This window comes from Methanolobus chelungpuianus (genome assembly GCF_024500045.1).
GTDB lineage: Archaea > Halobacteriota > Methanosarcinia > Methanosarcinales > Methanosarcinaceae > Methanolobus > Methanolobus chelungpuianus.
The window spans coordinates 467,786-492,134 of record NZ_JTEO01000002.1; the positions used below are offsets into that span (position 1 = coordinate 467,786).

General features: G+C 49.6%; 22 protein-coding genes and 1 other RNA gene. 12 read left to right on the top strand and 11 right to left on the bottom strand.

Annotated features, from left to right (window positions below; genetic code table 11):
- Positions 1–60: 60 nt before the first annotated feature.
- A complete protein-coding gene (gene npdG / locus PV02_RS03285; protein ID WP_256621933.1) occupies positions 61–786 on the top strand; it encodes an NADPH-dependent F420 reductase in 726 nt (241 codons plus the stop codon).
- 23 nt (positions 787–809) lie between these two features.
- Here the strand turns inward: npdG and PV02_RS03290 are convergent, their stop codons facing one another.
- Positions 810–3,515 (bottom strand): PEP/pyruvate-binding domain-containing protein, encoded by a 2,706-nt coding sequence (locus PV02_RS03290; RefSeq protein WP_256621934.1) that lies wholly within the window; start codon positions 3,513–3,515, stop codon positions 810–812.
- 192 nt (positions 3,516–3,707) lie between these two features.
- Between PV02_RS03290 and PV02_RS03295 the strand changes: the two genes are divergently transcribed.
- Together PV02_RS03295 and PV02_RS03300 are read left to right on the top strand one after the other, a co-directional pair.
- Positions 3,708–4,259, top strand: coding sequence for a TMEM165/GDT1 family protein (locus PV02_RS03295; protein WP_256621935.1), 552 nt, complete (start codon positions 3,708–3,710; stop codon positions 4,257–4,259).
- A 56-nt stretch (positions 4,260–4,315) separates the two neighbouring features.
- The gene (locus PV02_RS03300; protein ID WP_256621936.1) at positions 4,316–4,570 is read left to right on the top strand and encodes a hypothetical protein; all 255 of its coding nucleotides are present in this window, start codon (positions 4,316–4,318) and stop codon (positions 4,568–4,570) included.
- Between the two features lies 1 nt (position 4,571).
- Here PV02_RS03300 and PV02_RS03305 read toward each other — a convergent pair whose 3' ends face one another.
- Complete coding sequence (locus PV02_RS03305; protein ID WP_256621937.1) at positions 4,572–4,787, bottom strand: hypothetical protein; 216 nt, start codon at positions 4,785–4,787, stop codon at positions 4,572–4,574.
- 187 nt (positions 4,788–4,974) lie between these two features.
- Between PV02_RS03305 and rnpB the strand changes: the two genes are divergently transcribed.
- Positions 4,975–5,350, top strand: an RNA gene (rnpB, locus tag PV02_RS03310) — RNase P RNA component.
- Here the strand turns inward: rnpB and PV02_RS03315 are convergent.
- The 5 genes from PV02_RS03315 to PV02_RS03335 all read right to left on the bottom strand — a co-directional run bounded on the left by PV02_RS03315 (position 5,349) and on the right by PV02_RS03335 (position 9,907).
- Entirely contained in the window at positions 5,349–6,506 is a 1,158-nt protein-coding gene (locus PV02_RS03315; protein WP_256621938.1) for a geranylgeranyl reductase family protein, read from the bottom strand. The two genes, rnpB and PV02_RS03315, sit on opposite strands and share 2 nt — an antisense overlap.
- 14 nt (positions 6,507–6,520) lie before the next feature.
- Entirely contained in the window at positions 6,521–7,153 is a 633-nt protein-coding gene (locus tag PV02_RS03320; RefSeq protein ID WP_256621939.1) for a DUF116 domain-containing protein, read from the bottom strand.
- Positions 7,146–7,784 carry a DUF116 domain-containing protein gene (locus PV02_RS03325; RefSeq protein WP_256621940.1) on the bottom strand — a complete coding sequence of 213 codons (639 nt, stop codon included), beginning with the start codon at positions 7,782–7,784 and terminating at the stop codon, positions 7,146–7,148. The genes PV02_RS03320 and PV02_RS03325 overlap by 8 nt, the downstream gene beginning before the upstream one ends.
- Positions 7,785–7,864: 80 nt before the next feature.
- Entirely contained in the window at positions 7,865–9,109 is a 1,245-nt protein-coding gene (locus tag PV02_RS03330; protein ID WP_256621941.1) for a (Fe-S)-binding protein, read from the bottom strand.
- Positions 9,110–9,112: 3 nt separating this feature from the next.
- Entirely contained in the window at positions 9,113–9,907 is a 795-nt protein-coding gene (locus PV02_RS03335) for a disulfide reductase (RefSeq protein WP_256622154.1), read from the bottom strand.
- A 287-nt stretch (positions 9,908–10,194) separates the two neighbouring features.
- On the opposite strand from PV02_RS03335, the gene PV02_RS03340 reads away from it, so the two are divergent.
- The 5 genes from PV02_RS03340 (at position 10,195) to PV02_RS03360 (ending at position 14,990) form a co-directional block, all read left to right on the top strand.
- Positions 10,195–10,905 (top strand): RNA methyltransferase, encoded by a 711-nt coding sequence (locus tag PV02_RS03340; RefSeq protein ID WP_256621942.1) that lies wholly within the window; start codon positions 10,195–10,197, stop codon positions 10,903–10,905.
- An 81-nt stretch (positions 10,906–10,986) separates the two neighbouring features.
- Positions 10,987–13,077, top strand: a complete 2,091-nt coding sequence (locus PV02_RS03345) for a minichromosome maintenance protein MCM (RefSeq protein ID WP_256621943.1) — start codon at positions 10,987–10,989, stop codon at positions 13,075–13,077.
- A gap of 13 nt (positions 13,078–13,090) precedes the next feature.
- Positions 13,091–13,381 carry a DUF424 domain-containing protein gene (locus PV02_RS03350; protein ID WP_256621944.1) on the top strand — a complete coding sequence of 97 codons (291 nt, stop codon included), beginning with the start codon at positions 13,091–13,093 and terminating at the stop codon, positions 13,379–13,381.
- 20 nt (positions 13,382–13,401) lie between these two features.
- On the top strand, positions 13,402–14,076 hold the full coding sequence (locus tag PV02_RS03355) for a hypothetical protein (protein ID WP_256621945.1): 675 nt from the start codon (positions 13,402–13,404) through the stop codon (positions 14,074–14,076).
- The gene (locus PV02_RS03360) at positions 14,073–14,990 is read left to right on the top strand and encodes a coiled-coil protein (protein WP_256621946.1); all 918 of its coding nucleotides are present in this window, start codon (positions 14,073–14,075) and stop codon (positions 14,988–14,990) included. Before PV02_RS03355 ends, PV02_RS03360 begins: the two co-directional genes overlap by 4 nt.
- A gap of 31 nt (positions 14,991–15,021) precedes the next feature.
- Here PV02_RS03360 and PV02_RS03365 read toward each other — a convergent pair whose 3' ends face one another.
- From PV02_RS03365 to oadA, 4 genes are read right to left on the bottom strand one after another with little or no spacing between them, the layout of a single operon-like run.
- Positions 15,022–15,591 carry an S-layer protein domain-containing protein gene (locus PV02_RS03365; protein ID WP_256621947.1) on the bottom strand — a complete coding sequence of 190 codons (570 nt, stop codon included), beginning with the start codon at positions 15,589–15,591 and terminating at the stop codon, positions 15,022–15,024.
- Positions 15,578–16,552 (bottom strand): biotin--[acetyl-CoA-carboxylase] ligase, encoded by a 975-nt coding sequence (locus tag PV02_RS03370; protein ID WP_256621948.1) that lies wholly within the window; start codon positions 16,550–16,552, stop codon positions 15,578–15,580. Before PV02_RS03370 ends, PV02_RS03365 begins: the two co-directional genes overlap by 14 nt.
- Before the next feature lie 55 nt (positions 16,553–16,607).
- Positions 16,608–18,089, bottom strand: a complete 1,482-nt coding sequence (locus PV02_RS03375; RefSeq protein WP_256621949.1) for an acetyl-CoA carboxylase biotin carboxylase subunit — start codon at positions 18,087–18,089, stop codon at positions 16,608–16,610.
- Between the two features lie 12 nt (positions 18,090–18,101).
- The gene (oadA, locus tag PV02_RS03380; protein WP_256621950.1) at positions 18,102–19,832 is read right to left on the bottom strand and encodes a sodium-extruding oxaloacetate decarboxylase subunit alpha; all 1,731 of its coding nucleotides are present in this window, start codon (positions 19,830–19,832) and stop codon (positions 18,102–18,104) included.
- Between the two features lie 597 nt (positions 19,833–20,429).
- On the opposite strand from oadA, the gene PV02_RS03385 reads away from it, so the two are divergent.
- From PV02_RS03385 to PV02_RS03395, 3 genes are all read left to right on the top strand, one after another.
- On the top strand, positions 20,430–23,261 hold the full coding sequence (locus PV02_RS03385) for a methyl-accepting chemotaxis protein (protein WP_256621951.1): 2,832 nt from the start codon (positions 20,430–20,432) through the stop codon (positions 23,259–23,261).
- A 17-nt stretch (positions 23,262–23,278) separates the two neighbouring features.
- Complete coding sequence (locus tag PV02_RS03390) at positions 23,279–23,770, top strand: chemotaxis protein CheW (protein ID WP_256621952.1); 492 nt, start codon at positions 23,279–23,281, stop codon at positions 23,768–23,770.
- A 125-nt stretch (positions 23,771–23,895) separates the two neighbouring features.
- Entirely contained in the window at positions 23,896–24,183 is a 288-nt protein-coding gene (locus tag PV02_RS03395; RefSeq protein WP_256621953.1) for a CheR family methyltransferase, read from the top strand.
- Positions 24,184–24,349 lie beyond the last annotated feature (166 nt).

Genomic DNA, 24,349 nt, shown 5'->3' on the forward strand with positions numbered 1-24,349 from the left:
ATCCTTCCATTTTTAGGTCGGACCGTTCATATCAGTTGTATTGTTGTTGATGGGATTATCATGAAGATTGCAATAATCGGCGGTACAGGCAGCATAGGTAAAGGTTTTGCCCTCAGGTGGGGACAGAAACACCAGGTGATAGTGGGTTCAAGGGAGCAGGAAAAAGCCCGGGCCAAGGCAGCAGAATACAACGGCATATTGAAGGACTATGGCTTCAAGGCAGACATAAGCGGTGATGTCAATGAAAAGGCAGCCTCAGAGGCCGACGTCGTGCTCCTTGCCATCAGGTACGGGCAGATAGCTTCCACCATAGAGCAGATCAAACCGGGACTTGAAGGCAAGATAGTCATATCCGTGGTCGTTCCCATGGAAAAGGATCGCTGTATCATTGTTCCTGAAGGAGTCCCTCTGGAAATACCGACAAACTCCAGAGAAGACTACAAGGCAGACTACTTCTGTTATGTCACTCCTCCTGCCGGAAGCGCCGCACAGGAGATAGCTCCTCTGCTGCCGGAAAGAACCGAACTGGTATCTGCTTTCCACAATGTCCCTGCAGCCAAGCTTGCCAATCTTGACATCGAGCTAAATTACGATGTCGGCGTGTGCGGTAACAGCATGCACTCAAAGAATATCGTCTTTGGCCTTGTCAGGGATATCCCGGGAATGCGGCCCATGGATATCGGCCCCATTGAAACTTCCTCCATGGTGGAGTCGATCACCCCGCTTCTTGTCAATGTGGCTATACGCAACCACATGAAGGATGTTGGTATTAAGTTCGTCGATTAATACCACTTTTTCATGTTTTCTTTTTACTGCCACTGACCTTTCAGTTTATCCAGTTTCCACGTTCTGCCAACTGCAGGTTTCTCAAGGTAGCACACTGCATCCTGTTCATAGAGGTTTGCGATCACTACGGCATGAGCCCCGAACGATGCCTCGCGGACGTTGATAACCTTGACCACATGGCTGAATCCCTCATGGTCCGGCAGTATGTCTGTAAGCATGTTCCTGGAATCCCTGAAGAAGGCCTCATTGAACTTCGACCCCTTCGCATCCGGGTAAACAGGCATGTAGATGATCTCCTCTTCAACGATGTCCTGGAAGAAATGGGTCCCGTAGGAGACCTCCGGGGTATGGCCCGCTTTCTCACGTGCGATCTCCACCAGCAGTGATGTGTGTTCTATCTCGCTGTATGTCGCATTCACTCCAAGCTCAATATTGCTGCTGCCCCATCTGCCCGGGCCCATGAGTATGAACTCTGATCCCATGCCGCCTATCTTCTCATTTATGCGCCCCACGACACGTCCGATGGATCGCTTCAGGTCCATGTCCGCTGCTTCATATGCCTGGGGGTCGATGTACACTATGTATTCCACATTTTCCACCTTTCCCTGGTTTATCAGCATGCCGGACCTGAAAAGTATGTTCTCGTCCTTTATATTGTCCGGGATCTCTATGTTCTCATCGCTTCCGGGAGTTGTCATGGGCCTGCACTGGACTATGTTTATCCTCACGTTTCCCTTTTGATCGAGGGATGCCGTGAACTCGATGTCTACAGGCTGTTCATAGACTTCCTCCACGATCCTGAGTATCTGTCCCATGATATCGACAAATCTTGTGTTCTTTATCAGGTTATTGAATGTGAGCACTACTTCCTGTGAACAGTCAATGGTATTGGTATAGGGGTCAGTAAGATATCCGTCGTTCATGACAGATACAAACATCCTGAGGTTGGGATAATCACAGCGGCTGACAAGGTCGTAGAAGGGTATGGTTATGAGGTCTTTCGCATCGAGATCCAGAACATCCACATCCCACTGCGAGTATTTTATCAGCTTCGAGCCGGTCTCAGGGCGAAGTGCCGGATGGCTGACCGCTATCATCCGGGGATAATCCCTGCCAACACGATCCACGGAGCGCGTCCCAAGTCCAAAGACAAGTCTGATCAGGCCTTTCTCGGGGTCTATGCGCTTTGTCCAGCGGAACAGGTTCTTTGAGAAAGCAACTCCTGCAAGCGCCGGGAAGAAGTATTGTCTGTAGGACATACCGGACACACGCTGCACCAGTATTGCCATTTGCTCATCATGGTAGTGCAGCCCCCTGGTCCTGCGGTATGCAAGGGCATCCGGGTTGAGGGCGCTGGCATATACAAGCTTGACCGCATGCATGAATGCTTCCAGGCGCTCTTCCGGGCTTCCCTGGTTGGCGCAGAACTCGCTCCTGTACTTGCCCGCGAATGCGTTCCCGTAACTGTCTTCCTGCAGGCTGCTCGACCGGACTATGATGGGCGCCTGTCCGAAGTAGTCCATCAGATCCTTGAACTGCTCCATTATCTCTTCGGGGAACTTTCCTTCCAGGAACCTCTTTTCGACTTCCTCGAACTCATCCTTGGTCATGCTTGAGCTATCGGACAGGCGGACCTTGAGACGGAACAGGTCGTTGTTTATCATGAAAGTGAAGAAGACATCAGAGCCAATGTAGAACGAATCATGCGCCTCGATTATCTCTGAGAACTCCTCCTTCCTGTCGCTGTTGAGGACTATATTGCGTGACAGCAACATTCCCACGGCCTTTCCTCCGATGCGCCCGGAGCCTATCATCCTGTCCCTTATGCCGAGCAGGTCCTCAAGCGTGAGATATATATCTGCAAGGCGATTGAAACGGGGGTGTTCGCCTATGATCATCCTTGAGAGCTCCTGCCTGAGCGCCGTAAGCTCAGGATCAGGAATCGTGTCAAGTATCCCCATCTCATAATGGAACTTGAGCTTCGTATACACGGTATCCCAGGGGGCCGTACCACGGCTTCCCATGCGGATGACTTTCCTGCGATCGATAGAAGATATGCTGGCAGCCTTCCCGCTGTCGAATATGGGCTCCCAGTTCTCCCCGGTGACCACGTGGGGCAGGAACATGCTCTGTGAGTAGCGGTCATAGACCTTCAGCGGATGGATGTATGCCCTGTCACCTATATGATAGTAATCAAGAAGTACCTGTGTTGTTTCCCTGATGCTTGCCACGGTGGAATGACTGTGCTTCCCGCGTGTGAGGCAGAAATAGCCTATGGTTTCAAGTTCGAACAGGTAGGGGCATGTGGCTTTAAAGAAGTTGGCCACCAGTTCGTCGGTAGCCCACTCCACCATGAGCGAGGAAAGGTTATCAAATACATAGTAGACCTTCTCGCCATAATGTTCTATTGTCCTGTGGACCTGACTGCTGAAAAAGTCAAAACCGTTTCCGGGGTCTATCTTTACTATATCGAGTCCTTCCATTGGCTCAAGGATAGGGTCGTGAGGCGCGAATCTCACGTAGACGCACTTAGATCCCGAGCTGATGGCCTGGCGGATGAGCTTACCCGCAAAATACCTGTAGTCTTCAAGCTCCTCCACTTCCCATACCACGTTGTCTCCAAGACGGTATGACTGAAGTATTCCGTCAAGCTGGGGAACTCCGCTTGTGATCTTCTCCTTGTCTGCGTACTTAAGGACCCTGCTTTCTACCGTGCCAGTTTCGTTCACACTTTTTCCTTCCTTCTTTCTACGAGTAACCGGATATCGGTTAGTTGATATGTATATATAGTACTTTTGTTATTAACCATAACATTCTTTTATATTTACAGGGAAACTGATTTCCTTAGTCTCAGGGTAAATTTAAGTATTCCATGACATTTCTGAGCAAATTTAATATCCCATAAAGGCTAGTGCATATGCATGATACAGGATATATTGCTCCCTTTCCTTCTGGTGGGACTTGCGGAACTCGGTGATAAGACCCAGCTTGCCGTACTGGTCCTTTCCACCAAGACCCGCAGGTATGCATCACTACTGGCAGGTGTGATGCTGGCTTTTATCCTTACTGACGGGATAGCCATACTCTTCGGTAATTACATCTCCCAGAGAATTCCTATGGACTATGTACGCATAGGTGCGGGCCTGATGTTCATTATATTCGGTTTGATGACCCTTCATAACAGGAATAAGAATGAAGAGGAAGGCTCCTATGAACTTAAAAGCCCTTTCATGTCAGGGTTCTGGCTTATCCTTCTTGCTGAGATGGGAGATAAGACACAGCTTGCAGCAGCCCTGTTTGCCACACAGTATAATCCGCTGCTTGTGTTCATCGGAGTAATAGCGGCACTGTTCATTCTCTCTGCCACGGCTGTTTATCTCGGAAAGATGGTCATGGGGAAGGTGGACAAGAAAACCATATCCACCATTGCCGGTGTCCTGTTCATACTGATAGGTGCTTCATTCTTCCTTTAACAGGTAGTGTGAAAACACTATCTTCTCATTTTGTTCAAGCTGAACAAGGTTAATAAGTGATTAGCATCTATTTTTCATCGGGAGGTTTTAACATCGTCATTATAATGAAATGCAGGGACCTTGGCTTCAACGACGATTTCATAGTCATTGACAATGATCCGGAAACCGTGAAGGAGAAAATGTTCCAGCACATAATGGATAAACATAAGGAAGAGTATGATCTGCTTTCTGATTTCCATCAGGATGAGATCAAATCCAAGATGGATTTCCTTATAAGGCGTGGCTGCGGCTGTGGTGTCCTGAAACTTTGAACTAGCTGTCAGTGGCCTCATCCTTTTTCTGTTTTGCTATTATATAGAGCCCTGCTGCTGCAGAGGGAAGGAGTATACCCACGACCATGCTGATATATCCCGTTTCTATATCGTTCGGACTTCCTGATGGTATGTGGCCGGATAATGGGTGGAATATGACATATGCCTCGGCAGTCAGAATAAGAACGATCGCAGTGAGCAGGATAACTCCTATCATCAGGTATCTGTTGTATCTCGTCTAACCACCAATAAATAAGTGGGACCTGCTCAGTAATAAATGTTGCCGGACTGCTCTGTTGGATCGCAGTTTTCCACAGGGCCATTCATTTATTATTAGGGCCTGTTATCTATTTTACATGCATGGATAGCTTTATATCATATCATGGGACTTAGTTTTATTCCGTGAGAGAGGAAGGGCGGCCGCCGGGCCTCTGGCCTGAGGAAAGTCTCCCCACCATCTGAATACACGAGTGCCTGTGAAGGGCACCGGGCGAGAGCCCGGGCAGTTGCAATGCAACTCATGCAGATCCTGCATGCTGGCACAGAAACGATACCGCGCCATGTCAATGCAGTGATGCCGGAAGGCTGAGGTCGCATGGAATGCGGATGGAACGGCGAATCCTCGTGGGTGCAAGTCGGAGAGGGATAAATGGTGTTCAGACCATCCCTCGGTAAATGACGCTTAGCCGAATGCCGCCAATGCAGCTCTAAAAGAGCGCACTGTCCCGCCAGGCAGGATGGTGTGCTGCATCAACAGAAGGGAGCTTATTCTCCTCACTCACTCAAATTCCACACTTTTTCTTTTGAGAAACCAGCGCGGCTTGAAATTAATGATTAGCCACTTCATATACTGTCTGTAGTCCATCCTGAACGCAACCACTTCAAGGAACCTGTCAACGACACTGGCTTCCCGGGTAAATATGCTGAAGGCCCTTTCAGGAAAACGGTGCATGATGCTGGCAAAATAAAGGGAATACCTGAGATGCTTCCCAAATTCGGAATGGCATTTGTCCTCATAGCCTTTAAGGCTTGCCGGTCCTTCACCTGAGGCCAGTGCATCTGCCACGACCTCTCCCGCTATCTGTCCTGACCTTATGGCATAGGCAAGACCTTCTCCTGTAAAAGCGTCAACAAACCCGGCTGCATCTCCTACGAGCATCATTCTCCTGTTCACAAGCTTCCTTTTGTATCCGCCACAGGGGATGACATGGCCATTGAGTTTGTAATTGCCATTAAAGTTGTTATCCTGCAGGTATTGCTTCATTGTGCCTCTCGGGTCAGGCAGCAGGCTTGCAAGCCCACCCGTACCGACGGAATAATGCCTCTCATGCGGGAATATCCACCCGTATCCCATTCCTGCAACTCCGAAGCGCAGTTCTACTGCATTGCTGATGTACCTGTCAATAGTCTCGTTGGCCTCAGGTATCTCTGTGACCATGCATACGCCATATTCCTTTTTTTCATCCTTCTTACGGACCAGTTCCTTCAGTGTTCCCTGGGAGCCCGTTGCCAGGATAAGGTATCTGGACTCATAGGAGGCTTTTGCAGTCCTTACTGTAACACAGTCCTCGCTTTCCTTAATGTCTATGACCTTCTCCCCGTTAAGAACTCCGATACCTGTTTCCCTGGCTTTCTCGAGAAGGAAATGATCAAGCTTGCTGCGGCTTACAATAACAGAGAGGCGGTAATCCTTTGAACGCTCGATGACCTTATCGCGGAAGCAGATCCTGGCCCCGAAGATCTCTCTTTCGATAAGCTCTCCAGGAAGCTCGAAGTCCAGGAATGAGATGGCATGTTCGGAAAGGGCGCCTCCGCAGGGTTTGTACCTTGGGAATGCTGCCTTTTCGATCAGTAAGGTTTTCAGGCCTTTCTTTCCTGCTATTCTGGCTGCAGCGGAGCCGGAAGGGCCGCCACCTACTATTATAAGGTCATACATGCTGTTTCTCCGGATCAGTGATTGGATTTGTCCGAGAACATTTCCAGTGCCTGAAGTACTTTCCAGTACTCGACTCCCGTATTGAAGCACCCGTCATTGGACATGGGGATGCCGTATGTCACGATGTTCTTTCCCTTAAGTCCCATCATGACCTTGTTAAGCTCGTAGTCACATGCTATCAGAAGTGCACCGTCGTAATTCTCCTCTTTGATAACATGCTTCACGAATGAGGAGCCTGTTACAATGTAAAGCCTGTATCCAAACCTTGCAGCGTCTTCCTTCAGTTTTGCGAACACGCACTTTCCACAGGAGATGCACTGGATCCCGGTCCTTGCGGATGATGCAGGGCATTCCAGGAAACGCATACAGTGAGGTGCTATTATCATGCGGTTCTTCGTTTTTGCGAATTTGTTCTCATTTGCTATGTTCTTCAGGGAGACCATCCATTTATCAAGGACCTTTGTATCCGACAGCCTGAAAAAGAAGAACTTAAGGGGCAGGTAGAAGAAATCAAGCACCCCGGCAAAGAAGCCTGCAAGCCATACATTCCTGTTCACGCTCAGCCTGCTGACCGCAAGGGCGATAGCTGCCAGGACCACTGAAATGAGGATCAGGACTGTTATGATCTCCCCAAGAAGCCTATACATCGCATTCCTCCATTTTCCTGATGACCTCTTCAACATCCACCTTTGTATCGAAACAACCGTCTCGTACGAGGGAAACGCCTTGGACTACCATGAAAGGTGAAGCTCCCTGCATCGACTCCGAGAGCTCGGGATAGCAGGCCACTCCGATGCAACTATCAGGCTGCTGGGTCTTAATGATCTTCTTGACAAAACTGCCACCAGGTATCACATACACTTCGAAGTGGTGTTCTTTGGCAGCTTTGCAGATAGTTCCGATATCGCAAAGGCCGCACATCCTGCATTCATATCCGATTATGGGATCGCAGCGGGCCTTGCATTTTGGATGGCGCATGCATTGAGGCAGGAATATTACCCGCTTACCTTTTGTGTTCCTGAACTTCTCAAGCATCACCGCATTGCGCACCTCGACCAGTATCTCATCAACAAGTGTTTCCTTTATACTGAAAATGCTGCAGATGAATTTGGCCGGGCCGTAGAACATGTAAAGTATCAAAAGGACGAAGTTTGGAAAGAGTATCCTGTGCTTGTTGAAGCTGTACACTCCCAGGATGAGTGCAACCAGTATGCCTGCTATTGCAAGCAATGCAATGGTAACAAAGAACTTTCCTAATATCTCGTACGGGATTTCCATAAGTAAGCAGAATAAAGAAAATGACTATATTTAGATTATCCTCAGCGTTTACTATAAAAAAAGTTAGAGTGACCCCGGGATCACTCTGGTGCATCGCTGAGGTCTATTCCCATTGCCTGGGCAGCAAGAACTACGACATCCTCTACTTCAAGCTGCTTTGCGCCGATGGCGTCCCTTCCGTCGCTGAGGTTCCTCTTACAGAACGGACATGCGCTTGAGAGGAGGTCTGCCTTTGTTGCAAGTGCATCTTCAACACGCGTTGAAGCAACACCGAGTGCAAGGTCCGGGACACCTGCTTTCACACCGCCGCCGGCTCCGCAGCAGCGCTGGTTCTCTTCTATCCTGTCCATTTCGACAAGTTCGATGCCAGGGATTGCCCTGAGCACTGCCCTTGGTGGCTCGAATACTCCCACATGGCGTCCGAGGTGGCACGGGTCGTGGTAAGTGACCTTCTTGTCAATGGACTTCTCCCACTTGATCTCGCCCTTTTCGATGAGTTCCTGCAGGAACTGGGTGATGTGGACCACCTTGAACGGGAGCTTCTGTCCGGTGAGCCTTGGCCAGTCAATCATTGATGCCCTGTAGCAGCCGGCGCATGCGTAGAGCACTGTCTTTGCGCCCTTGGCCTTGATATTGTCGATGTTCTTCTGGGCGTTCACCTTTGCTGTATCATTGATGAAGTACTGGCCGGTCCTGATAAGTGCAGAGCCGCAGCAGATCTCATCCTCGCCAAGCATTGTGAACTTGATCCCCAGCTTGTTGAGCAGGCGTGCTGTTGCAAGTGCAAGCTTCCTTTGCTTGAGTTCGGCTGTACATCCTCCGAAGTAGAGGATCTCTGCCTTGTCCTCGACCTTGACGTCTTTCGGGAACCAGTTGACCCTGTTCTTGTTGTCTTCCATGTACGGGTTCTTGTACTGTCCTATGAGCTTGAGGAAAGCACCCTGCTTACCGAAAGGACCGTTACCGCGCTTGACAAGGTTTGCGCGCATGGATTCCCAGAGTTCGACGGTGTTGATGGCGGACTCGCACACTGTTGCGCACATTCCGCAGGTCGTGCACTTGTAGACATCATCCTTGAACTTCTCTATGTCTTCTTCCGGTATCTCCTTTGGTCCGAAGAGCCTTGCACGCAGGCCGTAGGACTTGTTCATGAACTCTCTCCATCTGAGGATCTTGTCTCTTGGTGCAAGCCCTGGGTCCTGTTCCGATGCATCGTAAGTCGGACACCAGTTCACGCATTCTCCGCAGCGGCTGCAGGAGTCAAGTTCCATGAGCTGGACGGCTGTTAAATTCTCCGTATTAACTGAAGGTTTGCGCTTTGCCATTATTTACTCTCCTCCTTTGTTCGCAAGGAGTGCAAGCGGTATTGCTATCATGTGTATGTATTTGCTGAATGGTATATATGCGATACAGAAGAGCAGTGAGATTACCACGTGGAACAGGGCCATGGGCGGTGCAAGGGTAGTGTCGTCGATACCAAGGCTCCAGAATCTTCCCGTTCTGATACCGTCTGCAACGAATCCTGATATTGTGATCACTGTAAGACCTATGAGAAGGATCGAATCATAAGCAATGGTCGATTCCCTTACCTTGGCAACGAACAGTCTCCTGTATATTGCTATTATTATACCTGTGAGCAGGATGTAGCTGAATATGTCGTTTGGAACTGAGAGAATTTCCCTGAACACTTCTGGGCTCATGAATGCCGGAAGGGAATGTGCATATCCTACTTCCTCACCAATCATGTATATCATTTCCACAAGGAACATCGCAAGGGACATTACAAAAAGAATCATCCATCCTGCGAATATTGTGAAGTGCATGAACCATCTTAGCGGGCTTCTCCTCAATATCCTTCTCTGGAAGAGGATGTCAAGTACAAAGGTTTCCAAGACTGATTGATTATGCACATGTGCATGTTCGCTCATCTGCTGGACAAGCATTCTGGGGAATGCAAGGATGCTTCCGGAAGGCTGCTGTCCATAGCCTGTGGAACCCATCCCCCATTTTTTCAGGTTTATATACATTCCTATAATAAAAATACCAATAGACAGGTTAGCCATTATCATAACCTGCACGAATGTAAGTCTTAAGGCGTCAGATACGCCTGCAAAGTACTCCATGCTCATTTAGTTTTCTCCTGATATATCATAAACTATAATTATCATACTTTCAGAATCGGGGTGGTTTTTACTTATAAGTAACCGGTATGGTTTGCATGAGTGTAGTATCGATATTATTTAAAGATTTGCATTAAATATATCTGCATCAGGCGACAGGGTCTTCAAAAAGGAATAAGTATGCGGGCATGTTCATGTTTATATTTTTCATTGTCTTCCATCCAGTGTCCAATTACACTTATATGCAGGCAGCACTATAGAATGCCCTAAATTCAGAGCAGTCTTAAAACATGTCCCCTGATATCAGAGTAGTGCTTGTAGAGCCCCTTTACCAGGGGAATGTCGGTTCTGTGGCCCGTGCCATGATGAATTTCGGTTTCAGCGATCTCGTACTTGTGAATCCCTGTAAACTGGAAACAGAAGCAAGGGCAATGTCCTCGCATGCGTGGAGCCTGCTCCAGGGTGCTACTGTTGTTGGATCCCTGGGGGAGGCAATTGATGGTGCGAGTGTTGTCATAGGGACCACCGGTATTTCAGGTGTGAGGTTTGACCGGCATCTTAGGATCCCTGCCTATTCTCCGCGGGAGGTGAAGGACCGCCTCTCGGGTAGCCAGGGCACTGTGGCAGTGCTCTTTGGCAGGGAGGATCACGGCTTTAACAGGGAGGAGCTGAAGCTGTGCGATATGATCATGACGATCCCCACTTCGGAGGTCTACTCGGTGATGAATATGTCACACGCTGTCGCTGTGGTCCTTTACGAGCTGAGCAATATCGAACATGGGGAGAACAGGCTTGCTGACGCGTTTGATGTTCACCTTTTCTACGATCACCTGTTCGAGCTGCTTGATGACATGCGGTATCCTGCACATAAAAAGGAGAAGACCAAACTCATGCTGAGGAGAATATTCGGAAGGGTGGGGTTGCTGGAACGGGAAGTACAGACCCTGAGGGGTGTTGTCAGACGCATTCAGCGCAACCTTGACAAAGACCAACGACACTGAATTGTGTTTCGAAATATTCATATTACTTAAGGTCCATCTTGCATCGGCTTGGATTTATAAACATAATATTCTGTGTAAAACATGACTGAAGGTAAGTGGGACGAAAAGTTCAGGACTTTTCTGAAAAAATATTATTGGGACAGTATTCTCCAGCTTGCAAACGATTATCCTGACCAGCGCAGCATTTACGTTGATTTCTCGGATCTGGAGATATTCGACAGGGAGCTTGCGGACGAGCTTCTGCTCCGGCCCGATGAGGTTCTGCCCTGTGCCGATAATGCGCTCCAGAGCATCGACCTGCCCATTGAGAAGTCAATGGACAGTGCAAAGGTCCGTTTCGTCAGGATACCCAACAAGGTTCCCAACAGGGACCTGAGGAGCAAGCACCTCCTGCAGCTCGTAGCTATCGAGGGCATGATACGCAAGGCAACGGAGGTCCGCCCCAAGATAGTGGACGCGGCATTCAAATGCATGCGCTGCGAGCACGTTACGAAGATACCCCAGACTGAACTGAAGTTCGTGGAACCCCTGGAATGTGAGAACGATACATGCGGCAGGAAGGGGCCTTTCAAGCTGGAGATAAATGAGTCGGTCTTCATTGATGCCCAGAAACTGCAGGTCCAGGAGTCTCCCGAGAACCTCAGGGGAGGCACGCAGCCCCAGAGCCTGGATGTGGACGCGGAGGACGACCTGGCAGGTATAGTCAAGCCGGGTGACCGCGTTGTGATCAATGGTGTGCTCCGTTCCCACCAGCGCACTACCAGGGAGGGAAAATCTCCTTTTTACGATCTGGTGCTGCACGCCAACTCCATCGAATATACCGATCAGGAATTCGATGAACTGGACATAAGTCCTGAGGATGAGGAACAGATCATAGCTTTAAGCCGCAATCCTGACATATATCATAAGATAATAAAATCGATAGCTCCTTCCATTTATGGCTATGAGGACGTGAAGGAAGCCCTTTCACTGCAGCTCTTCTCCGGGGTGGCTAAACACCTGCCGGATGGATCCAGAGTGCGCGGTGACATCCATATGCTTTTCGTGGGTGACCCCGGTGTTGCAAAAAGTCAGATGCTGCGTTACATGGTAAAGCTCGCTCCCAGGGGTGTCTTTGCATCAGGTAAGAGTGCTTCCTCAAGCGGTCTGACCGCAGCGGCGGTAAAGGATGACCTGGGGGACGGACGCTGGACACTGGAAGCAGGTGCCCTTGTAATGGCCGATATGGGTATAGCTGCGATCGATGAGATGGACAAGATGAGCTCCGAGGATAAGAGTGCGCTGCACGAGGCCATGGAGCAGCAGACCATCAGTGTAGCAAAGGCGGGCATCCTTGCCACACTGAAGTCCAGGTGTGCACTGCTTGGTGCCGCAAATCCAAAGTACGGGCGTTTTGACAGGTACGAGGGCATAGCCCAGCAGATAAACATGCCGCCTGCGCTCATGTCCAGGTTCGACATGATCTTTGTGCTCCTTGACACTCCCAATGAGGAAATGGATACCAAGATCGCAAAGCATATCCTCAAGTCACATTACGCCGGCGAGCTTTCCGAGCAGCGTAAGAACATCCCGGCAAGTGGGGTCAGTCAGGAACTTGTGGACGAGCATATGGAAGTAGTGAAGCCGGATATCGACCCTGAGCTCATGCGCAAGTATGTTGCGTATGCACGAAGACACATCTATCCCATAATGGAGGATGCGGCACGTGAGCACCTGGTCAAGTTCTATATGGACCTGCGCAAGATGGGTGAAGGCAAGGATTCGCCTGTTCCTGTGACAGCGCGTCAGCTGGAAGCCCTTGTGAGACTTGCGGAGGCAAGTGCCAGGGTAAGACTGAGCAACGTGGCAACCCTTGATGATGCAAGGAAAACGACCCGCATTGTCTATTCATGTCTTAAGCAGGTGGGTGTCGATCCTGATACCGGTGCTCTGGATGTGGACATTATCGCTTCGGGCACCACCAAGAGCCAGAGGGATAAGATTAAAGTCATTAAGGAAATCATTAAAGCGGTGGGTGACAGGCATCCGGGAGGAAAGGCACCTCTGGAGGAAGTCTTCGCTGAAGCTCAGGCACAGCAGATAGACCGTCAGCATGCAGAGGAGCTCATAGCGAAAATGAGGCGCTCCGGGGACCTGCTGAAGCCTGATAACGACCACATAAAAGTAGTATAATTGATGTGATTCTATGTATCTTAAGATCCATAAGGCCGGAGAAAGCGTTATTGTTGCAGTATGCGACAGGGAACTGCTTGGAAAGAGCCTCAGAGAGGGAAACCTCAAGGTGACGATATCCGAGGAATTCTATAAGGGAGACCTCGTATCGGAAGATGATGTAATGGCGGTCATTACCAAGGCAGGCAATGTCAATCTCTTTGGCGATAAGGCCGTATCCTGCGCTGTTAAATGCGGTATTGTGGATCCTTCGAGCGTGAAGATTATCGATGGTGTGGCGCATGCCCAGGTATTCAGAATATAGAATTGCTGTGAGGTTGGTTTATGAGCGATGCAGAGAATAGGAACGATACTGTTCCTTTAAAGACCTATGACGGGAATGAGCTTATAGCTAAAGTGATCGAAAAACACAAAAAGCTGTTAGATGATTACGGAGCACAGTTCAGCGAGATCGATGGCAGGGTTCGTTCAGCAAATGAAAGGATCACATCCTCCAAGGAGAAAAAGGAGCACGTTGCCACCAGGACCGAGGTACTGACTGAGAAGAGACAGTTATTTTATCATCAGGCCGAGAAGGTGCTTGAGGAAATGGGATCGTCATATGGCAACGATCCTCTTGTCCAGAAAGAGCTGAAGCTTGTTGCAGAGGAATTCCCCAAACTGAAGGGCACTCTCTCACCTGAAGACGAAAAAAAGCATGCAGATCTTATCTTTGCCAGTATTTCCTCAGTCCACTCCAATCTTATAAAAGCCCGTGCTGCTGTAGACTCCTTCAGGGGCAGGATAAACGAGGCCATGGATGCGAATGCTGAACTTGCCTCCCTGAAGAATCCCGAAGAGAACCCGGACCAGGCCCGGGAAGATGCTGAAAAGGAACTCGGTGAACTTGAGCAGAAACACAAATGGCTTGAGAACCGGATCAACAGTCACAGGGAAGCGCTTGCCCACTGGGAGAGGGTGTCTGTAAGTGCTCCAGGTGAAGCAGAGGTGAAATCATGACCGACATCTCATCAATGACAGAGAAAGATCTCAAGGGCAAGGCAGACGAGCTCCGCACCCAGATAGGGCATCTTGACCGTGAACTGAAATCCATCTACAAGCAGTTAAAGCTCCATCGTACCAATATGGATGAGATGAAGACCAAGCGCGATGAGCTCAATTCAAAAGTGAAGGAGCTTGTTGCAAAGGCGCGCGACGCAAAGTCCAGGAGGGATTCCCTTAACGCCAGGATATCCTCGCTCAAGGCTTCCCGGAATGAGGTGGAGGACAAGAAGCGCCAATGCTCGGGCGAGATATCCGAGCTCAAGAGCAAGCGTGACAGCCTGAACAGTCTCTCTAAGGGCAGTGTGGAAACGCTTTCAAAGGCTTATTTTGCCGATCTGGACACTTTCTTCAATGCAGATATCCCTCTCAAGCATGAGACGGACCTCTTTGACAGGCTCGTTGCAATGAAAGAACGCCTTGATGCGGCTTTTGATGCCAATGAGGTCCATAAGAAACTCGTTGAGGCCTATGAAAGCTCAAAAGATGTCTTTGCATCCAGGGAAGACCTTGGAGGCGAGATACACGAGCTTGCAGAGCAGTCTCAGAAGTATCACCTTGAGATGATCGATCTCTATAAGCAGGTGGATGATCTGCGCAAGCAGGCTGATCTTGCACATTCTGAAATAACATCAAAGATATCTGTCACTGCACCTCTGAGGGAAAGGATAGACCCCCTCAAGACCAGGATGGCCCAGCTCAGGGAAGAGCTTGGTGTCTACCTCGGAAAACTGGAGGATATCCATCTTGAGAAGGATGAGAAAAAGCAGGAAGAGCATCTCGTGGTGGCAAAAGAGAAACTTGACAAGAATGCAAGACTGAGCCTTGAAGACCTCAAGGTGCTGATGGAAAAGGGTAACCTTAAGTTCTAAACCCTTTTCTTCCTTCTTTTAGGAAGGTCCCTTATCTTTTTCTGTGAACGGCAAGTCCGGTCAGTCCGACTAACGCAATCGTGGCAAGTGTCTGAAACATACCATATCCGGGCATGGGTAAGATATCATCGCCACTGCTGTTTGCCTGGGAACCGTTGCTTTCGTCCTGCTCCTGCCCGTCCCGGACCTCAGGTGCAGGAAGCTGTGGGTCAAGATACTGGTATACCGGAGTGAATGTGACCAGTTCTCCGCTGGGGCTCGAATATACAGTATCGAGGGTGATGTTAAGGATCTCCGTATCACGGGAGTACACAAGAGTATCCCTTTCCCGGAAGATGCCTTCCCTGAGGATCATTCCGTCCAGTGACAGTTCCAGCCAGACTTCATTTGTTCTCTGGTTGACGCTTTTAATTGTAAGGACATAGCCCTGATCAAACGTCCATGCTTCTCCTGTGGTGAGGAAGATGCTTTCCCCATCCATCAGGACAGTATCCTGGGCCGCTGATGTGATGGGTAGGCTGCATATCAGGATCAGGGCTAACAGGAGCTTCGCTGCTGCCGACCTGTACATTAAAAGCAGTGCTGGCTCAAGTCTTAGCATACCTGCAACGCCCGGCAATGATCTCTTCTCTTGTATTGTTTCTTGTTTTTACAAGAAGTGCTCCTTTATCAGTGACACCGACAGCCTTGCCCTCAATGATCTTCACAGGCGTGGTGACGGTCACTTCCTTTCCGATGGTGTCGGAAAGGGATATCCATTCACTGACAATGTTCGAGAACTGCTGGGTCTTGAACTTTATGTACTGCTGTTCGAGCTCATAGAGCAGGTCCTTGATAAGCTCTATCCTGTTGACCGGCTTACCTAGCTCTGCCTCAAGGCTCGTGGAACTTTCCTTGACGTCCTCCCTGAAATCCTTCATTCTGACATTTGCATTAATGCCTATTCCCAGTACCAGGTAGTCAACCTTCTCGACCTCGGCATCCACCTCGGTAAGTATGCCGCAGACCTTTTTCCCGTTGATGAGCACATCATTGGGCCATTTTATCCGGGCATCAACCCCGAATCTTCTCAGCGACTTTGCAACGGCCAGGCCTGCAACCAGTGTGATCCTGGGGGCGTACTCTAGAGGGATGGAAGGCTTAAGGATCAGTGAGAACCAGATCCCTCCGGGGGTGGACTGCCATTCGCTGCCCAGGCGGCCACGGCCTTTTTTCTGGGTCTCTGCAATAACCATTGTCCCCTCTGGATATCTGTTAGCGATATCCTTGGCAATGCTGTTCGTGGATTCGATCTCGTCGTAATACACGATCTCTCTCCCGAAGAGACTTGTCTCAAGCCCTATCTTTATCTGTTCCGGGTATAGCATGTCAGGCGAGGATATCAGGGTATATCCTATCTTCGGAGAGGACTGGATATCGTATCCTTCCTTTCGGATATCCCGGACATACTTCCAGACCATTGCCCTTGTTATCCCGAGTTTTGCCCCGATCTCCTGCCCTGATACCGCCTTGTTCCCTGCAGCTTTAAGTATCCTGATTATTTCGGTCTTATTGTCATTCACAGATACTCACCAGTGAATATTTGTTTGCTATTATATATTATACTCACAGGTTTAATTATTTTGTCTGCTTCTGGGCGTTGCTCATGTACGAGCCCACGGCTGCAGTGATGGCCGCGATCTTCTGTTCCTTGTTCTCGAGTGCGGAAGCCAGTGTTGCTCCTTTTGCGGAGTCTTCAATGACTACCTGTTTCACGTCCTCTATGATCTTGTAGTCGTCAATGAAGTGTGTCGTAAGTCTGCCTTCCCTGAACACCGGATTGCGCAACACGGCCTTATGGAAGGGGATATTCGTGGTCACACCAACAACTACATATTCATAGAGTGCGCGCTTCATGCGGTCTATTGCTTCTTCCCTTGTCTGGCCCCATGCGGACAGTTTCGAGATCATGGAATCATAATAAGGGGATATCGTATACCCCATATGGACTCCGCTGTCCACGCGTATTCCCGGTCCGCCGGCTGAACGGTATCTTCTGATCTTGCCCGGGGACGGCGCAAAGTCATTGAGCGGGTCTTCTGCATTGATGCGGCATTCTATGGCCCATCCGCGTATGGATATATCTTCCTGTTTGATCGACAGTTTCTCTCCGCATGCAATGCGCAACTGCTGTTTAGCCAGGTCGATGCCTGTTATCATTTCGGTTATAGTGTGCTCGACCTGCAGCCTTGTGTTCATTTCCAGGAAATAGAAGTTGCCTTTGGAATAAAGGAACTCGACGGTCCCCGCATTCTCATAGCCGATCGCCTTTGCCGCCCTGACCGCAGTCTCTCCCATCTGCTTGCGCAGTTCGGGGGTCATTACGGGGGATGGAGCCTCCTCGATGAGTTTCTGGTGCCTGCGCTGGATGGAGCATTCCCTTTCCATCACGTAGACCGCATTCCCGTACTTGTCAGCCAGTATCTGGAACTCTATATGCCTGGGCTCTTCAACGTATTTCTCAATGAATACCGTAGGATCCCCGAAGGCAGACGCCGCCACAGACTGAATGGACTGAAGGGCATGCTTGAAGCCTTCTTTGGAGTGGACGATCTTCATGCCTATGCCGCCACCTCCGGCGGATGCCTTGATTATGACAGGATATCCTATAGAGCTAGCTATCTCGATAGCTTCTTCCTCACTGGCGACAGCCTTGTTAGTTCCGGGAACCACTGGGACGCCTGCCTTTACCATGGCATTCCTGGCGGCTATCTTGCTCCCCATCTGCTCTATGGCATGGCTGGAGGGCCCGATGAACACAATGCCCGCATCTTCACACTTTTTGGCAAATGTGCTGTTCTCCGAAAGGAAACCGTAGCCCGGGTGTATACCGTCCGCCCCGCATTCAAGGGCAACCTGTATTATCCTGTCCATATTCAGGTAACTCTGGCTCGAAGGCGCAGGACCTATGTAGTACGCCTCATCTGCATATTTTGCAAAGAGGGCATTCCTGTCCGCTTCTGAAAAAACCGCCACTGTGGCGACTCCCAGCTCCCTGCAGGCACGCATGGCCCGGATGGCTATCTCGCCACGGTTTGCAACAAGTACTTTCTTGAACATGTGCACTCTCCCTTACTCTATGCACATAATGACATGGCCGGAGCCGACCGCATCACCCTCAGCAATGAATATCTCTTTGACGATGCCGCCATGAGGCGCATGTATGGCGTTCTCCATCTTCATGGCCTCGATGACGCACACTATGTCGCCTTCACTGATGTTGTCTCCGACATCGACCTTTACGGACAGCACCATTCCCTGCATGTGGCTTGTAACTGCCCCGGGCAGTGATGCAGCATCCGGTTTGAACGCTGCCTCAGAAACGCTTACGGCTCCTCCCACGGGATTGACCTTGACATTGAACATTTCGCCGTCCACTTCCACCTTGAACTCTGTGGGAACGAATGTCACTTTAGAATCAGTTGCACATGGATGCTGCTGGGTTTTAACAGGCACAAGCTCCTCTTCCTTTGCCTCACCTTTGAGGAAAGCAGGTGCTATCGCAGGATAGAGGATGTATGTGAGTATGTCCTCCTCCTTCTTTATAAGGCCCATCTTCTCGGCCTCGGCCTTCATCTTCTCGTATTCGGGTTCAATGAGGTCTGCCGGCCTGCATGATATCGGTTCTTCGTTGCCGATTATTTTCCCGACTATAGCATCATCGATCTTCTGCGGCGGCCTTCCGTAAAGCCCACGCACGTAATCCTTTACTTCTTTCGGGATGACCTTGTACCTTTCACCCATCAGGACATTGAGGACAGCCTGTGTTCCAACTATCTGGCTGGTGGGTGTCACAAGTGGCGGATAGCCCAGGTCAGCCCTCACCTTTGGCATCTCCTCAAGCACGTCCTTGTATTTATCCAGTGCATTCTGTTCCTGTAACTGGGACACAAGGTTTGAGAGCATGCCTCCGGGGATCTGGTAAAGCAGCACGTTGGTGTCTATCTGCTCTGAGATCGGGCTGAGGATGCATCTGTACTCTTCCTTCAGGTCCTTGAAATAGGCAGAGATCTCTGAGATAAGCTCCAGGTCCAGTCCGGTGGCGCGCTTCGTCTCGGCAAGTGAGGCAATGATGGATTCGGTAGGCGGTTGTGAGGTTCCCCACGCAAAGGGTGACAGTGCCGTATCCAGGATGTCAACACCGGCCCTGCAGGCGGCCATGTAGCTCATGGGCGCCATGCCTGAGGTACAATGGCTGTGTAGATCCACAGGCAGGTTGACCTCGGCCTTGAGTGCTTTCACAAGGTCGTAGGCCTGCTGTGGAGATATAAGCCCTGCCATATCCTTTATACAAATGGAATCACACTCAAGTTCCGCAAGCCCTTTTGCAAGCTCGACATATTTGTCTATGGTGTGCACGGGGCTGATGGTATAGCATATGGTTCCCTGCACATGGGCGCCTTCCTTCTTGGCGACTGTAATGGCTTTTTCCATGTTGCGGATGTCGTTCACGGCATCAAAGACCCTGAATATATCAATACCGTTCTCATAGGCCTTTTTCACAAACTTCTCGACAACATCATCCGAATAATGCCTGTAGCCAACAAGGTTCTGCCCGCGCAGAAGCATCTGGGCAGGTGTGTTCTTCATATGCTTTTTCAGTTCTCTCAATCGCTCCCAGGGATCTTCATTAAGATATCTTATGGAAGTGTCAAATGTTGCACCGCCCCACATCTCAAGTGAAAAGTATCCAACTTCGTCCAGCTTGTCGACAACTGGCAGCATGCTGCGGGTGCGCATGCGGGTGGCTATGAGGGATTGATGCGCATCTCGAAGAATGGTTTCTGTGATTTTTACTTTCATGTAAATCCTCCGGGAACATATATTATAGTATCAGTGCGAATACTGGATCAGGAAGTCATCTGGTGCCTGGTCTCAGATGAATTTCTATCTTATATATCATGTTCTTTTATGTAGTTTCTGGTATACAATGCACTATGTCATGAACATTTCCTGAGCCAGCATTAGATTTCATGCAGTAATATATTTTTCAGATAGGTTTACATTATCTGTACTTATTTTGGTTCCTGCTTACATTGCTGTTGATTAAAAGGTCTGCAAAGCCCTGCAATTCTACTCAATGGACGAGGCATCCGCCATCTCAGAACGGTCTGCAACAGATGCACAGGAAGCCTTCGTCTTTTTTCAGGAACAGACTGCTTCCATGCAGGAACTCTCAACATCTGTCCAGGATCTTACGCACGTGGCAGACAGCATGCAAGCTGTGTTTTTGCCAAGAGGAGGTGCACATAGCCTCGTCTGTCTCTTTTAGCTTAGATAATGTGTAATGTTTTTATATCAGCACTTTTATCTATACTATTAATATTATATTTTGAGTATACTTTATGCCCGGGTGGGCCCTGTTGAATATATTGATTATTGCTTTGATGAGGGTCAAAAATGCTAGGAATGAACAACAAACTGAACAAAGAGATTGCCCATGTGCTTGAAAGCATTAACAATGGTCATCTTAATAGCAGGATAGATCTCGATCTGTCCGGAAAGGACAAAGAACTTGCTGAGGCGTTCAATGCTTTTATTGACAATGCCATGCACTGGAGAGAAGCTGCAGATTCCCAGGCACTGGTCACCACTGAGGTCAGCAGATTAATGAGATGTGTCCAAGAAGGCCAGCTTGAGGCCAGGGTAGATGCTTCTAAGTTTGATGCAGAAGCAAAAGAACTGATTAATGATGTGAATGGCCTGATGGATGCCATGGTGAAGCCATTTGTTGCTGCATCAAAGTTCGTAGAGAAGATATCCAAGGGAGACATCCCCCCGAAGAGCACAAAGGAATTCAAAGGCGCCTTCAACGATCTTAAGAACAATCTCAATACCTGCGTGGACGCCATTAATGCTCTTGTTGTTGACTCTGCAAGGCTTGCAGAAGCAACTGCCGCCGGCAAGGTCGATGTGCGTGTGGAAGCTTCCAAACACGGCGGTGATTTCAGGAAGATCATTGAGAGCATGAACAGCAACCTTGATGCAATATCAAAACCGCTCAACGAGAGCACATCCGTTCTTCTTAAGCTTGCAGTCAATGATTTCGAGAACGGTGTGACAGGTGAATATCCGGGTATCTTCAAGGACAATGCATACGCTGTCAATGAGGTCAGGAACAGGCTGCTCAACATCGAGCGTACCTTTGAGTACATGGCTGCGGGTAATTTCAGTGACCTTGAAAGGTACAGGAAGGTGGGCAAGCGCTCAGAGAACGACAAGCTCCTCCCGAACACTATAGCAGTGATGGAAACGGTCAAGGGCATGGCAGACGAGTTCATTGCACTGGGTAAGGCTGCCGAAGAAGGCGATCTGGCACACAGGACCGATGCTTCCCAGTTCGAAGGTCTTTTCAAAGAGGCTGTCGTGACTGTCAATGAAGCATTTGATGCTGTGATCACACCTCTGAATCTCACTGCAGAGTATATTGACAGCATATCCCGGGGAGAGATCCCTGACAGGATCACGGATGACTACAAAGGCGATTTCAACGTGATCAAGAACAACATAAACGCATGCATTGAAGGCCTTGAGGGGCTTCAGGAAAGCAATGGAGTGCTGCAGCTCATGGCGGATAACGACCATACACGCAGGGTGGAAGGACAGTATCAGGGCATCTTTGCAGACGTGGGTACTGCCACCAACTCTATCCGTGACAGGATCCGAACGGTCATGTCGGTCAACAAGAAGATCGCTGTAGGCGACCTCAGCGATCTTGCGGGCCTTAAGAGGATAGGCAAGCGTTCGGAGAACGACGAGCTTATTCCCTGTTATATCACCATGATGAGCAATATTGAAGGGATCGTTGATGAGTTCATAAAGCTTGGCCATGCCAGTGAGGCTGGGAATCTCGATTACAGGGCTGACGGGTCTGCTTACCAGGGAGCTTTCCAGGAAGCTATCAACACTGTCAATGGGGCAATCGATGCGCTTGTCACCCCGCTCAACGAAGCTATCAGGATCGTAAATGAATATTCCGGAGGCAATCTGGATGCAAGGGTAAGCTTTGAGACACAGGGTGATTTCAAGGTTTTCGCCAGCGCTCTTGATACGTTCGGTGAGAACCTCCAGGCAATAATAGAAGATTCCAGCGAGGTGCTGGGAGCGATCTCAAACAACGATCTGACCCGTGCAGCTCAGGTGGAAGGTGTCGGTGAGTTCAAGTTGCTCACGGACGGTATCGAGAACACAAGAAGGTCCCTGAACGATGTGGTTTCCATGGTGCAGGGCACCTCCAAGAATGTAGCTGCAACCGCAGAGGAAATGTCCGCATCCGTGGAAGAGCTGACCTCTTCGTCATACCAGATCGCAGACACGGTCTCAGAAATATCCAAGGGAGCACAGAACCAGGCATCCAAGACTGAAGAGGTTTCCCGTGCAATGGTAGATATGACCATGACAGTGCAGGAAGTAGCCACCAACTCACAGAAGGCGGCAGAGACCGCGAAGGAATCCAATGAACTTATCCACGAGCTGGGTGTGATCGCAAAAGACCTGTTGAAGAAGATGGAGGGAATCAAGGAAGCCTCTTCAGATTCTTCTGAGGTCATCATGGAGCTTGATGGCAAATCCAAGCAGATCGGCGAGATAGTCAGTCTTATTACAAGCATTGCCGACCAGACCAATCTGCTTGCGCTCAACGCAGCCATCGAGGCTGCAAGGGCTGGCGAGCATGGGCGTGGGTTTGCTGTGGTTGCCGACGAGGTGCGCAAGCTCGCTGAGGATTCAGGTAATGCAGCCAAGCAGATAGCTGGCCTTATACACCAGATCCAGGCAGGTACTGCGAATGCGGTGACAACCATGCAGCAGGGTGCTGTCGAAGTCTCCAATGGTGCTGCGGCTCTCAACGAGGCTGCAAATGTGATCGAGAAGGTCGTCAAGGCCGGGGATACGATAGCTCACATGGTCCAGGACATAGCAGCGGCAGCCCAGGAGCAGTCTGCCTCGATTGAAGAGGTGACCTCCTCAGTGGAAGAGGTTTCTGCCATATCCGAGGAGTCTGCAGCCGGTACCGAGGAAGCGTCGGCCGCCGTGCAGGAGCAGACAGCCACCATGCAGGAACTTTCAAGATCTGCAGAGGGCCTGGCACAGGTTGCAGGGGAAATGAAGGATGTGGTTGACAAGTTCCTTCTGGATGAGAACGCAGGCAGTGTCCAGGGACAGCAGCATGCCAATCCAAAGAACAGGGGAAGTCCCATTGCAGGTAAACGCAAGGGCCACGCCCTTCTATGATCATCAGGGGCATTAATATGGCTGATATGTCATTTGAAGGAAAAGGTAAAGCTGCCGACCTGCTCCAGCTCGTGGTGTTCGAGCTGGGCGGTGAGGAGTTCGGTGTAGAGATCATGAACGTGCAGGAGATCATCAGGATGCCTGAGATGACTCAGATCCCACAGTCCCCTGATTTTGTGGAGGGCGTGATAAACCTGAGAGGCAGGATCATTGTAGTAGTGAACCTGAGCAAACGTTTCAACCTGCAGTCTAGGGTAGCTGACGAGAACTCAAGGATAATAGTTGTGGAGGTAGGAAAAACTGTTGTCGGTATGATCGTGGACTCGGTCAATGAAGTGCTGCGGATCCCCAAATCCGGTGTGGAACCCGCTCCTGAGCTCGTCATGTCTAAAGTCAGTAAGAACTACCTTAAAGGTGTCGGGAAGATCGACAAAAGACTCCTTATACTACTGGACCTGGCCAGGGTCCTGACGCTTGAAGAGGTAGCTGAGATTTCCAATCTTGCCTGAAAGGCAAGATACTTTTTCTATTGATATTAAGTCATGCACAGCAGGATGCACATTTCCATGCTTATTGCTGAAGCTGCAACCTTTAAAGAGAGGTATTTACGGCTTTTACATATTTCTTCAGGTAGATGCAGACTCCTGAAATGATCCGGGACTCTGTGATCCCGAACCTGGGGACCCGCAGGTACATCCGCATGTGGGACGTCGGCTGCGCCATGGGGCGGGAACCTTATTCCATGGCAATAACGCTGCGGGAAAATAAGGGCATGATCTTCAGGAATATAAGGATCCGTGCAACAGATATCGGCAACAGCAACCCGCTCTCTGACATCATCGAGAGGGGAACATGTCCTCTGGAAGAGGTACAAAGGATACCCGGGCCAATATTCGAGAAGTATTTTTCTCCTGCTCTGTGAACCGGCTATTTCACTATACCGGAGGAAATACGTAAAAGTGTCTCTTTCACAAAACCTGATCTTCTTAGCATGAAACCGCTAAGGTAAGACCTGAAGCTGATCCTGTGCAATAATGTACTTCTTCACTTCAATCAAAAAGAACGCGTCAAGGTGATCGGGATGTTCC

Coding starts and splice junctions, on each gene's coding strand:
- PV02_RS03340 (WP_256621942.1), top strand. CDS start 10,195: ATGTCCCCTGATATCAGAGTAGTGCTTGTAGAGCCCCTTTACCAGGGG.
- PV02_RS03365 (WP_256621947.1), bottom strand. CDS start 15,591: ATGCTAAGACTTGAGCCAGCACTGCTTTTAATGTACAGGTCGGCAGCA.
- PV02_RS03315 (WP_256621938.1), bottom strand. CDS start 6,506: ATGTATGACCTTATAATAGTAGGTGGCGGCCCTTCCGGCTCCGCTGCA.
- PV02_RS03345 (WP_256621943.1), top strand. CDS start 10,987: ATGACTGAAGGTAAGTGGGACGAAAAGTTCAGGACTTTTCTGAAAAAA.
- PV02_RS03320 (WP_256621939.1), bottom strand. CDS start 7,153: ATGTATAGGCTTCTTGGGGAGATCATAACAGTCCTGATCCTCATTTCA.
- PV02_RS03325 (WP_256621940.1), bottom strand. CDS start 7,784: ATGGAAATCCCGTACGAGATATTAGGAAAGTTCTTTGTTACCATTGCA.
- PV02_RS03330 (WP_256621941.1), bottom strand. CDS start 9,109: ATGGCAAAGCGCAAACCTTCAGTTAATACGGAGAATTTAACAGCCGTC.
- PV02_RS03395 (WP_256621953.1), top strand. CDS start 23,896: ATGCAGACTCCTGAAATGATCCGGGACTCTGTGATCCCGAACCTGGGG.
- PV02_RS03375 (WP_256621949.1), bottom strand. CDS start 18,089: ATGTTCAAGAAAGTACTTGTTGCAAACCGTGGCGAGATAGCCATCCGG.
- PV02_RS03335 (WP_256622154.1), bottom strand. CDS start 9,907: ATGGAGTACTTTGCAGGCGTATCTGACGCCTTAAGACTTACATTCGTG.
- PV02_RS03355 (WP_256621945.1), top strand. CDS start 13,402: ATGAGCGATGCAGAGAATAGGAACGATACTGTTCCTTTAAAGACCTAT.
- PV02_RS03360 (WP_256621946.1), top strand. CDS start 14,073: ATGACCGACATCTCATCAATGACAGAGAAAGATCTCAAGGGCAAGGCA.
- PV02_RS03350 (WP_256621944.1), top strand. CDS start 13,091: ATGTATCTTAAGATCCATAAGGCCGGAGAAAGCGTTATTGTTGCAGTA.
- PV02_RS03385 (WP_256621951.1), top strand. CDS start 20,430: ATGCTAGGAATGAACAACAAACTGAACAAAGAGATTGCCCATGTGCTT.
- PV02_RS03305 (WP_256621937.1), bottom strand. CDS start 4,787: ATGATAGGAGTTATCCTGCTCACTGCGATCGTTCTTATTCTGACTGCC.
- PV02_RS03295 (WP_256621935.1), top strand. CDS start 3,708: ATGATACAGGATATATTGCTCCCTTTCCTTCTGGTGGGACTTGCGGAA.
- PV02_RS03390 (WP_256621952.1), top strand. CDS start 23,279: ATGGCTGATATGTCATTTGAAGGAAAAGGTAAAGCTGCCGACCTGCTC.
- npdG (WP_256621933.1), top strand. CDS start 61: ATGAAGATTGCAATAATCGGCGGTACAGGCAGCATAGGTAAAGGTTTT.
- oadA (WP_256621950.1), bottom strand. CDS start 19,832: ATGAAAGTAAAAATCACAGAAACCATTCTTCGAGATGCGCATCAATCC.